This is a genomic window from Sphingomonas sp. GW821-FHT12D09, assembly GCF_058807215.1.
In genome coordinates this window covers 148129-161995 of sequence record NZ_JBXAQL010000004.1, presented here as the reverse complement: position 1 = coordinate 161995, position 13867 = coordinate 148129, and the positions used below count along the sequence as shown (strand labels likewise).

Genomic DNA, 13867 nt, shown 5'->3' with positions numbered 1-13867 from the left:
GCAGGACCGTCCGGGACGACTGACCCTGGATTCCCGCCTGTGCGGGGATGACGGTGGAAGTGGACGGGCGGCGGTCAGCTAAACCGGCCGCCGCCCGATCGGCCTAGTGCACGAACCGCGCCACTACGTCGCGGTAGCTGCGGCTGACCTTCACCGATGCGCCCGAATCGAGCACCAGGAAGCATTCGCCATTGGTGTGCGGCTTGACCTGCTTGACCAGGTCGAGATTGACGATGGTCGAGCGGTGGACGCGCTGGAAGCGGCGCGGGTCGAGGCGCTTCTCCAGGTCCTTCATCGTCTCACGCAGGATCAGCGTGTTGTCGCCGGTGTAGATGCACATGTAATCGCCGGCGGCATCGATCCGCTCGATCGTGTCGACGTCGACGCGGAAGATCTGGCCGCGGTCCTTGATGTTGATGAGCTTCTCGAAGCGGTTCGACGCGACTTCGCCGTCCGCGGCAGAGGCGGCGGCGTGCTCGTCGGCGGCGTCGGGCGCCACTTCAGCGAGCACTTCCTTGAGCTTCTCGACTTCCTCCACGCCGCGCTTCTCGGTCAGCCGCTGGCGGACGCGGTCGAGCGTGTCGGCCAGGCGCGAGGGCTCGACCGGCTTCATCAGGTAATCCATCGCCTGCGCTTCGAAGGCGCGGATGGCGTGGTCGCTATAGGCGGTCACGAAGACGAACAGCGGCGGCTCGATCTCCATCAGGCCCTGGACGACGGAAAAGCCGTCGAAACCGGGCATCTGGATGTCGAGGAATACAAGGTCGGGCTTGTGGGTCTTGATCGAACGGATCGCCTCTCGGCCGTTCGAGCATTTGTCGATGATCTCGACGTCGTCATATTCCTGGAGCCTCAATTCGAGCCCCTGGATGGCCAAGGGTTCGTCGTCTACCAGGATGGTGCGGATTGTCATGCGGCCTCTCGGTTCGGTTCCTCGATCTGGAACGGTATCTCGATCTCAACGCTGAACCCTTTCCCAAGGTCCGAACGCGTCTCAAAACGATGGTCAGGCCCAAAGGCTTGGGCCAACCGCTCCTTGATATTGGCGAGCCCCACGCCAGTTGAAAGGGTCGGCCGCTGCTTGGCCTCGATCAATCCCGGACCCGTGTCGGATACGGCGATCTGCACTCGTTCTCCGGCGAGCCGAGCGGAAACGGTGATATCGGCGCCCTCTTCCTGGGGCGTGACGGCATATTTGATCGCATTCTCGACGAGCGGCTGGAGCAGCAGCGACGGCAGCCGCGCCTTGGCGACGCGCTCGTCGATGTCGAAATGGGTGCGCAGCCGGTCCTCGAAGCGCATCTTCTCGATCTCGAGATAGAGCTTCAGCGTCTCGGCCTCCTGGCTGAGCGTGACATGCGCGGTGGGCTCGTTGGCGAGCGTGTAGCGCAGGAAGGAGGAGAGGCGCGAAAGCATGATGTTCGCCCGCTCGGTCTGCTTCAGGAGGACCAGGGTCGAGATCGAATTGAGCGTGTTGAACAGGAAATGCGGGTTGAGCTGGTAGCGCAGCATCGCGAGCTGGGCCTGGCTGGCCTGGATCTCCAGCGTCTGCATCTGGTCGATCTGCTGCTCGACGATCAGGTAGAAGTTGATTGCGAAATAGAGCGCGGACCAGCCCGCCAGCACGGTGAAGTTGATGAACACCGTGCCGGTCACCAGCGAGAGAGTGATGCCGGGGGTGGGCATGCGCACGAAGGAATAGATGAACGCGTCGAGCACCGCATAGATGGCGGTGGCGAGGCCGAGCGTCGCCAGCGTCAGCAGGATGCCGGTGACGCGGGGCAGCTTGCGGTAGGTGCCGTAGAGCGCCGAGAGCAGCAAGGTGAGGCAATAGCCGATGATCGCCTCGACGATGCCGGCGATCGCGCCTTCGATCGGCTGCGAATTGGATACCGAGGAAACCGTGCGGAGCAGGAGATAGCCCGTCCAGCCACCGGCCTGGAGCATCCAGAAGGCGCGGTTCTTGTCCTCGAAGAATGGACGCGACAGCGCCGCCGGCGGCTTTGGCTGCTGCGCGAGGAACGGGGAGCTAGGGTCCAGGGTAGCCACTCCTGCCCTCTAACACCGGTGGCGGGCGGGGGCAAAGCTTGCAACGGGCCAAGAGGTGCGGACGCAACGTGCCGCTTTTCCGGGACGCCCCTCTCCCGACCCCTCCCGCAAGCGGAAGGGGAGATCCCAAACGAAAACCGCCGCCCCGTTTCCGGAGCGGCGGCTTCGTGTTTCCCGTTCGGGAAGCGGATCGTGGCTTAGAAGCCGACGACCAGCGTGCCCATCACGGTGCGGCCATAGCCGATCTGGGTGAACGGCGGGGAGCCGTACGCCGTGATCGCCGTGCCGGTGGTGTTGTAGGTCGGGCCCTGGTTCAGAGCGCCGTTGCCGCTGTTGATCGAGCCCACCCAGAACTCGTTGAACAGGTTGACGACGTTGGCCTGGAAATAGGTCTTCTTGTTGAGACCCGCCCAGCTGAGATCGACCCGCGCATTGAGGTTGACCAGCGTGTAGGCTGGCGCCTTGTTCGGGAAGATGTCGTAGGTGGTGCCACCGGCGATCGCACGGATCGGCTCGTTGGTGTCGTAGATGTAACGCGGGCCGGTGCGCTTCACGTCGATGCCGATCGAGACCGGCTCATAGTCGAAGGTCGCGCCGCCACCGAAGGTGTAGACCGGAGCGTTCGACTCACGCTTGCCCTTGGTGGGAGCGTAGACGATCGAACCGATCGGGCCGAGCGGGCCGGCCACGCTGGTGCGGGCCACTTCGACGTCGTTCTGGATCTCCGAGTGGAGATACGAACCGAAGGCGTAGAGGCTCAGCTCCTTGACCGGCTGATAGGCGACCGTGCCGTCGAAGCCGTAGCGCTTCACCTTGCCGAGGTTGCGGTACACCGACTTGTCCAGCTCGGGGTCATAGGACGAAGCCAGACGGTTGCTGTAGTTGGTGTACCAGCCGCCGAGCTGCGCCTGCAGCGTCGACGAACGGTAGCGCAGGCCCAGGTCGAAATTGTCCGACGTCTCGGGCTTCGGCGAAGCGCGATCCGAACCGGCCGGGAAGTAGAAGGAGTTGTACAGGTTGTCCGTACCCGGGACCTGCAGACCCTTCGAATAGTTGCCGAACACGTCGACCTGGTTGGTCAGCGACCAGGTGTAGCCGACGTTCGGCAGCACGCGGTTGTAGTTGAGGACGCGCTGCTGTGCACCCTGGGTCGGGAAGGTGCAGACGGTGCCCACGCAGGTGGCACCGGCAGCCGAGGCTGCGCTGGCGATCACGGTCTGGGTCGGGTTGCCCGTGACATAGGCGGCGACCTGCGCCGGGGTGCCGCACTCGACGAAGCCCGATGCGCTCGACGTGGCGCAATAATTGGTCAGGTTGCGGCGGAAGAACGGTGCGCGGACGCCCGCATTGACCTTGATGCCGCCGTCGAAGAACTCGCCGCGATACTCGGCAGCGACCTGCTGGAGGATCGCGTAGGAGAGACGGTTGCGCTTCTCGAGGGGGTTGCCGTTGACGTCCAGGATCGGGTCGTTGACCGGGAAGACGTCATAGGGCTTGCCGTTCAGCTGCAGGTAGCCGATTTCGCCGGTCTGACGGTGACGGGCACGGTCATAGGTATAGGCGAGGCGGACGCTCTGGTCGGGTGCCAGCTCGTAGCGCAGCGACGCGATGACGCCGATGCGATGCGTCTGGGTCTGGCTCGGCGACACGACGCGAACCGTGTCGAGCAGGTCGCCGTCACCGTTCAGGTCGCGGCCCGCATAGGGCGTGCCGCCCCAATAGCCGGCCTGGCAGTTGTTGGTGGCCGAGGTCGGCGTGACCGCGCACTGGGCGACCGTGGCGACGCCGCCGGTCGCGTTGAGGTCGCGAAGGCCTTCGTTCGCGACGATACCGCCGCCGCCATTGGCCTTGGTGTACTGGAAGCTCGGATCGACCGTGAGGACGAGGCCGTCCGACAGGGTGAAGCGCGACTGGCCGCGGATGTTGCCGGTGTTCGACGGGTTGAAGCGCTCGTCGAAGGTCGAGCCGCAGGTGTTGGCCGCATCGGCCACGCCCGGACGGGCCACCGTGTTGATGGTGCACGACGGGATGCTGTAGAATGCTTCGTCGTTGTTCAGCGGATAGCGGTCGGTCGCGTTGTTCACGCCGACGCCGCGGGTGCCGGTGACCGCGCCGGTCGTGGCGTTGCGCACCGTGGTATCCCAGCGCAGTGGAACCGAGCCCTGGAAGTTGTTGCGGTTCTGGTTGTAGTGACCCGCGATCGAGATGAAGTCGCCGCTATCGCCCAGGGGCTGATAGATCTTGGCGTTGTACTGCTGCTTGTCGACCTGCGAGTTGGGGTTCCAGCTCTGGTAGTTGCGCGCCTGGCTGGCGGCGAACCACGCACGGGTGCCCGACGAGGTCAGCTCACCGGTGTCGACCATGCCGAAGGTACGGAAGAAGCCGTTCTCGCCCACCGAGCCGACCAGCTTCACGCCGAAGTCGCGCGACGGAACGCGGGTGCGGTAGTTGACGGTCGAACCGGTCGCGGCGGCGGTCGGCGAGTCGACGTCGGTCGAGCCGAGGTTGACGTTGACCTGCTCGATCAGCTCGGGATCGAGCTGCTGGTTCGAATAGATGGCGTAGTTGCCCGAATCGTTCAGCGGCACGCCGTCGAAGGTCTGGCTGATGCGCGAGGCGTCGAAGCCGCGGATGCTCATCGAGCCGCCCGACGAACCGTACGGATCGTTGTTCTGGAAGCTGACGCCCGGAAGCTGGTTGATCAGGTCATTGACGCTGGCGCCCGGCGCCTGACGCTCAATGAATTCCTGGGTGAGGACACCCTTGGCCTTCGAAGTGTCCGGAACGATGATGCCGTTGACGCCGTTGTCGGCGCGTCCGCCGGTCACGACGATCTCGGTTTCGCCCTCGAAGTCCTGCGTACCGGAGGACTGCGCGAAGGCGACCCCCGGGACCATCAGCGCGGCAAAAGCCACGCCCGCAAAAAGCTTGGTGCGCATTAGGAGTGTTTCCCTTTTCGTGTGTGCTTTATGGTGTGCACTGAACGCGGTGTGCTTCACCGTCGTCGCCGCCCATGCGATTAATTTATGTCGGTCCTGTGACAGTCAATCCGTGACCGGTGGAGCGGGCTTGTTAATGTACGATTCAGCTTTGTTGCGTTGCAAAAAAGTCACTGCGCGTTGCCGACGATTTCAAGCCATTCCCCCTCGGAAATGACGCGAATTCCAAGCTCCGCGGCCTTTTTGAGCTTCGAGCCGGCGCCGGGCCCGGCAATCACCAGATCGGTCTTCGCGGACACCGATCCAGCGACTCGGGCGCCCAGCGACTCGGCCTGCGCCTTGGCTTCGTCGCGACTCACCGCCTCCAGCGAACCGGTGAAAACCAGCGTTTTTCCCGAGACTTCGGATTCGCGCGTCTCGACGATGAAGGGCGGCGGCGAGACTTGTGCGAGCAGGTCTTCCCACACCGCGCGGTTGTGCGGCTCGTGGAAGAAATCGGCCAGCGCCTGGCCGACGGCGCCGCCGACATTCTCCACGCCGATATGCTCGGTGACTGCCTTGTCGAGGCGGGCGCGATGCTTTGTTTCGGTTTCTCCGAGCACCGCCGGATTGGCATCGCGCAGGGCGATGACCTCGTCGGCGAGCGCCTGGAGCGCCGGCAATGTTGCATAGCGTTTCAGCAGGTCTCGGGCGGTGATCGCGCCGATGTGGCGGATGCCGAGCCCGAACAGCAGCCGCGCGGCATCGGGCGCACGCTTGGCCTCGATCGCGGCGAGCAGCGCCTTGACCGACTTCTCCTGCCAGCCTTCCCGGCCGACCAGTTCGTCCTGATGAGCGCTCAGGCGAAAGATGTCCGCCGGTTCCTTGATCCAGCCGAGATCGAGGAATTCGGCCAGCGTCTTCTCGCCCAGCCCTTCGATATCGAGCGCGCCGCGGCTGACGAAATGCTTGAGGCGCTCGAGCCGCTGGGCTGGGCAGATCAGCCCGCCGGTGCAGCGGATATCGACTTCGCCTTCCTCCGCGACGGCTTCCGAATCGCAGATCGGGCAGTGGGTGGGGAAGCTCCAGGCGGGGCGATCCGCGTCGCGGGTGAGGTTCTCGACGATCTGCGGGATCACGTCGCCGGCGCGCTGGAGGACGACGCGGTCGCCGGGGCGCACGCCGAGCCGGGCGATCTCGTCGGCATTGTGCAGCGTCGCGTTGCGCACGACGACGCCACCCACCGTCACCGGCTCGAGCTTGGCGACGGGCGTGAGCTTGCCGGTGCGGCCGACCTGGATCTCGATGTCGTTGAGCGTGGTCTGGGCGCGCTCGGCGGGGAATTTGTGCGCCAGGCCCCAGCGCGGGGCGCGGCCGACGAAACCGAGGCGGGCCTGCCAGTCGAGCCGGTCGATCTTGTAGACGACGCCGTCGATGTCGAAGGGCAGGTCGGCGCGGACGGCTTCGATCTTCCTGTACTGGGCGAGCGCCGCGTCGAAATCCACGGGTCCGGTGAACAGGTCGGAGACCGGGAAGCCCATTGCTTCGATGGCGCGGATCACGTCCACCTGGGTCTCGCCAGGCAGCGTGCTGGCTTCGCCCCAGCCCCAGGCGAGGAAGCGCAAGGGACGCGATTCGGTGACGGAAGCGTCTTTCTGGCGCAGCGATCCGGCGGCGGCGTTGCGCGGATTGGCGAACTGGCGAGCTTCCTTGCCGCTCTCCTCGGCCTCGGCGAGCAGGCGGGCGTTCAAGGCGGCGAAGTCGTCCTTCGCCATGTACACTTCGCCGCGGACTTCGAAGATGTCGGGCGCGCCGGCGATCTCCCGGGGGATGTCCTTGATGGTGCGGGCATTGGCGGTCACGTCCTCGCCGATCTGGCCGTCGCCGCGGGTAAGCGCCTGGACGAGCCGGCCCTTCTCGTAGCGCAGCGAGCAGGACAGGCCGTCGATCTTGGGCTCGGCGGTCAGCGCGATCGGCTCCTGGTCGCCAAGCGCGAGGAAGCGGCGGACGCGGCCGAGGAAGTCGGCGACATCCTCGTCGCCAAAGCCATTGTCGAGGCTGAACATCTGCCGGGCATGCGCGACCTTGGCGAGCCGGCCCGAGGGCGCGGAGCCGACCAGCTTCGACGGCGAATCGGCGCGGACGAGATCGGGGAAGGCGGCTTCGATCGCGGTATTACGCCGCATCAGCGCGTCATACTCGGCGTCGCTGATCTCGGGCGCGTCCTCGGCATGGTAGAGGCGGTTGTGGTGCGCGATCTTGGCCGCGAGCTTCTCGAGCTCGAGGGCGGCTTCTTCCGGAGTCTGGGGCAGGGCGTCCATCCTGCCGGGTTAGGCTGGGGGCGGCTTCGCGATCAAGCTTGAAGACGTGCGGCGGGACGACGACATAGGCTGCAATGCGTTTGGCCCGGATCGTTCTCGCCGTCTTGCTCTGGGCCGTGGTCGCTGTGTGCGTCACCGTTACGGTTGCGCCCTTCTTCCTCGACCGCGTCTATTATCGCGGTCCGGTGAGCGGGCATTTCGACGGGCAGCGCTTCTTCAATCCCGATGGCGATGCGCTCGATATCTCGGCGGGGCGCCGCAACAGGCTGCTCTGGCAGCAGGTGTTCGGCGATCCGACCCGGCCGGCATGGCCGGACAAGGTGGCGGTGACGCTGGGCAAGCCGCCGGCGCGCGTGGCGAGCGGCGCGATGCGGGTGACCTGGATCGGCCATGCCACGGTGCTGGTGCAGGCGGACGGGGTGAACATCCTGACCGATCCGGTGTGGAGCGACACGGTTGGGCCGTTCGGCTTCGGGCCGCGGCGCGTCGCCGAGCCAGGGGTGCGCTTCGAGGACCTGCCGAAGATCGACGTCGTACTCGCCAGCCACAACCACTACGACCATATGGACCTGCCGACGCTCAGGCGGCTCCGGGACCGCGACCATCCGCTGATCGTCACCTCGCTCGGCAATGACACGGTGATCGCGGGCGCCGGCGTGACTGCCCGGGCGCTGGACTGGGGCGGGCGGATCGCGCTGCGCCCCGGCGTGTCGGTCACCGTGACGCGCAGCCATCATTGGGGCAGCCGTTGGTTCTCCGATCGCAGCCGCGCGCTCTGGTCGAGCTTCGTGGTGACGCTGCCGCACGGCAATTTCTTCTTTGCCGGGGATACCGGGCTGGGGGATGGCAAATGGCCGGCCGAAGCGGCTGCGCTCGGACCGGTGCGCTTCGCGGCGATCCCGATCGGCGCCTTCCGCTTCGACGAGGGGCAGCTGGCCGGTGCCAGCCATATCGGGCCGCAAGGCGCGGTCCGGGTGTGGGACGGACTGGGCCGCCCGCCGGCGCTGGCGGTGCACTGGGGCACGTTCCGCCTGTCGCGCGAAGGCTATGCGACGCCGCCGCGGATGCTGCGCGGCATGCTGGCCTGCGCGGGCGCGGACCCGACGCGCTTCGCCGCGCACCGGATCGGCGAGGGTTTCGCGGTGCCGCCGCTCGGCGCGGCCCCGCCGCATCCTGATTATGCTACGCTCGATTCCTGTACCGCAGCCGGGGGATACGATGCGCTGCGCTGATGCGCCAGATTGGGCACGGGCCCGCCTTTCAAACGCTTGAAGCGACCCGGCGGCTGGGTTTATCCTCGCGCCAAAGCCGGGGAGGGCTTCCAAGTGAACGACCGCGCGATGGGCGCCGTGCGAGGCTATGAGACGAGTATCGATCGCGTCGGGCTCGCGCTTGGCGTGGGCAGCGGCTTTGCCGGGCTGATCGTGATCGGGCTGCTGCTGCTTGGCGGCAAGCGCGATCCCTTGAGCCTGGCGGGGGGCTGGGCGATCGGCAGCCTGATCGCGGGCATCGCGATCACCGCGGTGGGCGGCCCGCTCTGGCTGGTGATGCACGCGGCCGGCCTGCGCCGTGCACGCCATGCCGCGCTGGTCGGCGCGGTCACCGCACTCGCCATCTTCATCGGCGCCCAGACCTATGGCTTCGGGCTGTTCGAGATGCCGCCGATGGACAATCGCGCGCTGCTGTTCCGCTGGATCAGCGCCATCGCCTCGAGCGGGATCCTGGCGCTGTTCGCCGGGGCGACCGCCGTGCTGATGTGGCGGATCGCCTATCGCCGGGCGCCGTAGCGCCGGTCCCTAGCCGTTTGTGCATGCGCCGGTGCGGCGCCCCGTCAGCTGCATCGTCATCCTGATGCGCAGCGCAGGATCGGCCGGCTGCCGATCGATGTCGAGGCGTATCGCGAAATCGTCCGCGCTGTAGGTGCCCGACACGGCGAGGTCGACCTTCTCGCCCGGCGCCTCGCCGTTGCAGCTAAGCGTGCCGTCGAACTTGCCGCCGCCCATGGCGAGGCGCTGGTAGCGGCATCCGCTGCCGAGCGTCTCGAAGATCTGTGCCGGTTCGGGCGCGGCGAGATCGGTGCCCGAATGGCAGATGCTCTCGACCTTCTTCATGGCCTTGGCGGCGGTGATCTTCGTGTCGCGGTCGGCACCCGCGGGCATGCCGGGCAAATCGAATGCCGGGATCGCGAGCGTGCGATCCCATTGCCCCATGTGCATCGGCCCGCCGGGCCTGGCCCTTGCATAGGCGTCGGCCACCTGCTGCGACGTCGCGTCGGTCAGCGTGAAGCCGTCGCTCGCCTGGCCGGCGCCGGTGAGCAGCACCAGCGCAGCGGCTGCGACGAGGGGCGCGTGGCGGCGCATCATTTCCTGCACGCGCCCAGGCGCCTGCCGGACAATTTCATGGTTATCGACGATTGCCCGGTCTGGCCGGGCGCGGTCTGGCGCCGGATCATCACCAGGTCATAGGCCGTGGCGGACTGGTTGCCGGTGATCGTCATGTGCGACTTGCCCATCGTGCCGTTGCACTCCATCACTGCGTCGATCTCGCCGCCGGCGATATGATATCGGGGGAAGACGCAGCCGTCCGCGCTTTCCGGGAGCCTGGAAAGGTCGACGAGCTTGGTGTCCTCGCCGGTGCGGCAGATGGTTCCGATCTTGGGCTTGCCCAGCTCCGCCTTCATCCGCGTGGCGGTTTCCGGAGGAGCGTCGACAAGCGCCAGCGCGACGAGCTCGACGCGGTTCTCCCATTCGCCCGGCGGCAAGTCGTTCTTGGTTCCGGCAGCATCGCTCTGCCGCGCCACTTCCTCGAGCGGCGCGTTCTCCAGGCGAATCTCGCCGGTCAGCCGCGCGCTTTCCACGGTCGAGCGGGCCGGGGCATCCTGCATCCGGCCTGCCGCGGTGAGCAATATTAGGAGGGCGGCGGCGCCGGGCGCCGCCACGCTGCGGATCAGGCCTTGCATTCGCCCAGGCGCTTGCCGGTCATCCGCACCGTCATCGACGATTCCTTGGCCTGGCCCGGCACGGCCTGGCGCTGGGTCATCGTCAGGTCGAAGCTGGTCTTCCCCTGCGTGCCCGAGATCGTCATGTGCGACTTGCCGGCCGGCGTGTCGCATTCCATCGATGCATCGACCTTGCCGCCGACCACGACATATTTCGGGAAGGTGCAGCCGCGCTGCATCGGCGAGAGCTTGGTGACGTCGAGCGGCTTGACGTCCTCGGCCGTGCGGCAGCCGGTTTCGGTCTTGGGCGGCTTGCCCAGTTCGGCCTTCATCTTCGAGGCATAGGGCTCGGGCACGCCGCCGGTCTCGAGCGCGACCAGCTGGAAGCTGTTCTCCCACTGGCCCGGCTGCTGGGTGGGCGCCTTGCCCTCGGCGGCCGCGCTCTGCTTGGCGACTTCGTCGATGCTGGCATTCTCGAGCCGGATCTCGCCGGTCTGACGCGCGCTTTCCTCGGTCGAGGGACCCTTGTTGCAGGCGGCGAGCGGGAGCAGCAGCGCTCCGGCGGCAAGAATGGTCAGGCGCATGTGTTCCCCCTGGGGTTGGCGTATGGCGCAGCCACACCCCATATTCCCCGCGATGGCAATCCAGATTCGCACCAGCCTCGAAGAGCCCGAGACCGGGCAGGCCTTCGTTCCGCATCGCCCGCAGCGCCCCGACAAGCTCGAGGGTGGCAAGCCGTTCAAGCTCGTCAGCGAGTACCAGCCCTCGGGCGACCAGCGCTTCGCGATCCCCGAGCTGGTCGAGCAGGCGCGGGCCGGCGAGCGCGACCAGGTGCTGCTTGGCGTCACCGGTTCGGGCAAGACCTATACGATGGCCAAGGTGATCGAGGAGGTGCAGCGCCCGGCGCTGATCCTCGCGCCGAACAAGATCCTCGCCGCGCAGCTCTATGGTGAGTTCAAGAGTTTCTTCCCCGAGAACGCGGTCGAATATTTCGTCAGCTATTACGACTATTACCAGCCCGAGGCCTATGTTGCCCGGTCGGACACGTACATCGAGAAGGAAAGCTCGGTGAACGAGGCGATCGACCGGATGCGGCATTCCGCCACGCGGTCGCTGCTCGAGCGCGACGATGTGATCATCGTGGCATCGGTCTCGTGCCTGTACGGCATCGGATCGGTCGAGACCTATTCGGCGATGATCTTCGACCTGAAGAAGGGCCAGAGCGTCGATCAGCGCGAGATCATCCGCAAGCTGGTCGCGTTGCAGTACAAGCGCAACGACGCCGCCTTTGCGCGCGGCAATTTCCGGGTGCGCGGCGACAGCCTGGAGATCTTCCCGTCGCATTATGAGGACACTGCCTGGCGGGTGAGCTTCTTCGGCGACGATATCGAGGAGATCACCGAGTTCGATCCGCTGACCGGCGCGAAGGTGGCAAACCTCAACTATGTCCGCGTCTTCGCCAACTCGCACTATGTGACGCCGGGGCCGACGATGAAGCAGGCGATGGAGGGCATCAAGCACGAGCTCGCCGAGCGGCTGAAGGAGCTGGAGGCCGAGGGCAAGCTGCTCGAGCATCAGCGGCTGGAGCAGCGGACGAACTTCGACCTGGAGATGATCGCGGCGACCGGCAGCTGCGCGGGCATCGAGAATTACTCGCGCTTCCTCACCGGGCGCATGCCCGGCGAGCCGCCCCCCACCTTGTTCGAATATCTGCCGGAAAACGCGCTGCTCTTCGTTGATGAGAGCCATCAGACGATCGGCCAGATCAACGGCATGTCGCGCGGCGATCACCGCCGCAAGGTGACGCTGGCCGAATATGGCTTCCGCCTGCCGAGCGCGATCGACAACCGGCCGCTGCGCTTCAACGAGTGGGAGGCGATGCGCCCGCAGACCGTCTATGTCTCGGCGACGCCGGGCGGCTGGGAGATGGAGCAGACCGGCGGCGTGTTCGTCGAGCAGGTGATCCGCCCGACCGGGCTGATCGACCCGCCGGTGGAGATCAAGCCGGTCGAGGAGCAAGTCCAGGACCTGATCGTCGAGTGCAAGAAGACCACGGCGATGGGCTATCGCACCTTGGTGACCACGCTCACCAAGCGCATGGCCGAGGACCTGACCGAATATATGCACGAGGCGGGCGTGAAGGTCCGCTACATGCACTCGGACACCGAGACGCTGGAGCGCATCGAGCTGATCCGCGATCTACGCATGGGCGTGTACGACGTGTTGGTCGGCATCAACCTGCTACGCGAGGGCCTCGACATCCCGGAGTGCGGGCTGGTCGCGATCCTCGATGCGGACAAGGAAGGCTTCCTGCGCAGCGAGACCTCGCTGATCCAGACGATTGGCCGCGCGGCGCGCAACGTCGAGGGGCGGGTGATCCTCTATGCCGACCGGATGACCGGCAGCATGGAGCGCGCGCTCGCCGAGACCGGGCGCCGCCGCGAGAAGCAGCATGCCTATAATGTCGAGCACGGCATCACGCCCGAGACGATCAAGCGCAGCATCGGCGATATCATCGCGCATGTCGCATCGAAGGATCAGGTCACCGTCGAGATCGACGAGGACCGGCCGCACATGGTCGGCCACAATTTGCGGGCGTATATCGAGGAGCTCGAGAAGAAGATGCGCGACGCCGCGGCGAACCTGGAGTTCGAGGAAGCCGGGCGGTTGCGCGACGAGATCCGCGGGCTGGAGCAGGAAGAGCTCGGCTTGCCGCCGGGCGATCACAAGGCGCCGATCATGGGGCGGTCGAACGAAGGCAAACCGGGCACGCGCAAGACTCGGTACGGCAAGGTGCAGAAGAAATGGGGCGGGGCGAGCCGGCGCTGACAGGGACTTGCTTTGTTCTCCGCGCTAAGTTAGATTTTACTTGCGTCGCCAGGGACCGCCTCCTGTGAAGGGTGAGTATGACGCCGAGCCACATGGATCGTGAGACATCGGCAACTTACTCTTTGGGAGGAACGGCATGATTGCCTTTCAGCTCATTCCATCGTCGCTCAGAAACGCTTGCCAGTTTGATTCAGATTAAAGTCTTGGAGGCAGCTGTGATCCGCAGCTTCTCCGAACGAGAAACCGAGCTGATCTGGATCGGTGAACGCAGCCGCAGATTGCCGTCGGAAAATCAACCAGTCGCTCGCCGCAAGCTCCGTTAGCTTGATGCCGCTGATCGGCTCAGCGATTTGCGCGACCCGCCGGGCAACCGACTTGAGCAGTTGAAAGGCTTTACGCCTCCACGATATAGTCTCCGGATCAATGACCAGTGGCGGATCACCTTCCGCTGGTCCGACGGAGGCGCGGACGATGTCCGGATCGAGGATTACCATCGCGGATGAGGACCGCTTGGACAATGTCCATCCCGGTGACATCCTGCGCGAGGATTTCCTGGTCGGTAGTGAAATCCCCCTCGCGGAAGTTGCGCAGGGAGCAGGTATCGATGCCCAGCGTCTGACCGAACTGGTCGCGAGCAAGCTTGATATCGACGCCGGCATCGATGCCCGGCTGACGCGCTATTTCGGGATGTCCGACGGCTTTTTTCTGCGATTGCAGAACGCCTATGATCTTGAGGAAGTCGAACGCCGCGAAGGCGCTGAACTCGATCGGATCGTCCCGCGCGCGGCCTGACCGGTCGTTGCGGCGGTTGA

At 65.8% G+C, this 13867-nt stretch carries 12 protein-coding genes; 5 read left to right on the top strand and 7 right to left on the bottom strand.

The window, feature by feature from the left end; genetic code table 11:
• Window positions 1-103 precede the first annotated feature (103 nt).
• The 4 genes from AC1RPL_RS17940 to ligA all read right to left on the bottom strand — a co-directional run bounded on the left by AC1RPL_RS17940 (window position 104) and on the right by ligA (window position 7288).
• Window positions 104-913: a LytR/AlgR family response regulator transcription factor gene (locus AC1RPL_RS17940; protein WP_493071242.1), complete on the bottom strand. Its 810-nt coding sequence runs from the start codon at window positions 911-913 to the stop codon at window positions 104-106.
• The gene (locus AC1RPL_RS17935) at window positions 910-1947 is read right to left on the bottom strand and encodes a sensor histidine kinase (RefSeq protein WP_493071791.1); all 1038 of its coding nucleotides are present in this window, start codon (window positions 1945-1947) and stop codon (window positions 910-912) included. Before AC1RPL_RS17935 ends, AC1RPL_RS17940 begins: the two co-directional genes overlap by 4 nt.
• A 299-nt stretch (window positions 1948-2246) precedes the next feature.
• Window positions 2247-4988, bottom strand: a complete 2742-nt coding sequence (locus tag AC1RPL_RS17930) for a TonB-dependent receptor (RefSeq protein ID WP_493071240.1) — start codon at window positions 4986-4988, stop codon at window positions 2247-2249.
• Window positions 4989-5158: 170 nt separating this feature from the next.
• A complete protein-coding gene (ligA, locus tag AC1RPL_RS17925) occupies window positions 5159-7288 on the bottom strand; it encodes an NAD-dependent DNA ligase LigA (RefSeq protein ID WP_493071239.1) in 2130 nt (709 codons plus the stop codon).
• Window positions 7289-7362: 74 nt separating this feature from the next.
• Here ligA and AC1RPL_RS17920 point away from each other — a divergent pair, with 74 nt between their 5' ends.
• Window positions 7363-8520: an MBL fold metallo-hydrolase gene (locus AC1RPL_RS17920; protein WP_493071237.1), complete on the top strand. Its 1158-nt coding sequence runs from the start codon at window positions 7363-7365 to the stop codon at window positions 8518-8520.
• A 93-nt stretch (window positions 8521-8613) separates the two neighbouring features.
• Entirely contained in the window at window positions 8614-9075 is a 462-nt protein-coding gene (locus AC1RPL_RS17915; protein WP_493071235.1) for a hypothetical protein, read from the top strand.
• Window positions 9076-9084: 9 nt separating this feature from the next.
• On the opposite strand, the gene AC1RPL_RS17910 is transcribed toward AC1RPL_RS17915, so the two are convergent.
• The 3 genes from AC1RPL_RS17910 to AC1RPL_RS17900 are packed head-to-tail and all read right to left on the bottom strand — an operon-like array spanning window position 9085 to window position 10810.
• On the bottom strand, window positions 9085-9648 hold the full coding sequence (locus AC1RPL_RS17910; protein WP_493071233.1) for a DUF3617 domain-containing protein: 564 nt from the start codon (window positions 9646-9648) through the stop codon (window positions 9085-9087).
• Window positions 9648-10247 (bottom strand): DUF3617 domain-containing protein, encoded by a 600-nt coding sequence (locus tag AC1RPL_RS17905; RefSeq protein ID WP_493071231.1) that lies wholly within the window; start codon window positions 10245-10247, stop codon window positions 9648-9650. The genes AC1RPL_RS17910 and AC1RPL_RS17905 overlap by 1 nt, the downstream gene beginning before the upstream one ends.
• Window positions 10235-10810 carry a DUF3617 domain-containing protein gene (locus AC1RPL_RS17900; protein WP_493071229.1) on the bottom strand — a complete coding sequence of 192 codons (576 nt, stop codon included), beginning with the start codon at window positions 10808-10810 and terminating at the stop codon, window positions 10235-10237. Before AC1RPL_RS17900 ends, AC1RPL_RS17905 begins: the two co-directional genes overlap by 13 nt.
• Before the next feature lie 52 nt (window positions 10811-10862).
• Here AC1RPL_RS17900 and uvrB point away from each other — a divergent pair, with 52 nt between their 5' ends.
• The 3 genes from uvrB (at window position 10863) to AC1RPL_RS17885 (ending at window position 13847) form a co-directional block, all read left to right on the top strand.
• Window positions 10863-13055, top strand: coding sequence for an excinuclease ABC subunit UvrB (uvrB, locus tag AC1RPL_RS17895; protein WP_493071228.1), 2193 nt, complete (start codon window positions 10863-10865; stop codon window positions 13053-13055).
• Between the two features lie 350 nt (window positions 13056-13405).
• Window positions 13406-13558, top strand: a complete 153-nt coding sequence (locus AC1RPL_RS17890) for a type II toxin-antitoxin system RelE/ParE family toxin (protein WP_493071226.1) — start codon at window positions 13406-13408, stop codon at window positions 13556-13558.
• A 7-nt stretch (window positions 13559-13565) separates the two neighbouring features.
• On the top strand, window positions 13566-13847 hold the full coding sequence (locus tag AC1RPL_RS17885) for a HigA family addiction module antitoxin (protein WP_493071224.1): 282 nt from the start codon (window positions 13566-13568) through the stop codon (window positions 13845-13847).
• Window positions 13848-13867: the final 20 nt, after the last annotated feature.

Coding starts and splice junctions, on each gene's coding strand:
- AC1RPL_RS17920 (WP_493071237.1), top strand. CDS start 7,363: ATGCGTTTGGCCCGGATCGTTCTCGCCGTCTTGCTCTGGGCCGTGGTC.
- ligA (WP_493071239.1), bottom strand. CDS start 7,288: ATGGACGCCCTGCCCCAGACTCCGGAAGAAGCCGCCCTCGAGCTCGAG.
- AC1RPL_RS17930 (WP_493071240.1), bottom strand. CDS start 4,988: ATGCGCACCAAGCTTTTTGCGGGCGTGGCTTTTGCCGCGCTGATGGTC.
- AC1RPL_RS17935 (WP_493071791.1), bottom strand. CDS start 1,947: ATGCTCCAGGCCGGTGGCTGGACGGGCTATCTCCTGCTCCGCACGGTT.
- uvrB (WP_493071228.1), top strand. CDS start 10,863: ATGGCAATCCAGATTCGCACCAGCCTCGAAGAGCCCGAGACCGGGCAG.
- AC1RPL_RS17940 (WP_493071242.1), bottom strand. CDS start 913: ATGACAATCCGCACCATCCTGGTAGACGACGAACCCTTGGCCATCCAG.
- AC1RPL_RS17900 (WP_493071229.1), bottom strand. CDS start 10,810: ATGCGCCTGACCATTCTTGCCGCCGGAGCGCTGCTGCTCCCGCTCGCC.
- AC1RPL_RS17910 (WP_493071233.1), bottom strand. CDS start 9,648: ATGCGCCGCCACGCGCCCCTCGTCGCAGCCGCTGCGCTGGTGCTGCTC.
- AC1RPL_RS17905 (WP_493071231.1), bottom strand. CDS start 10,247: ATGCAAGGCCTGATCCGCAGCGTGGCGGCGCCCGGCGCCGCCGCCCTC.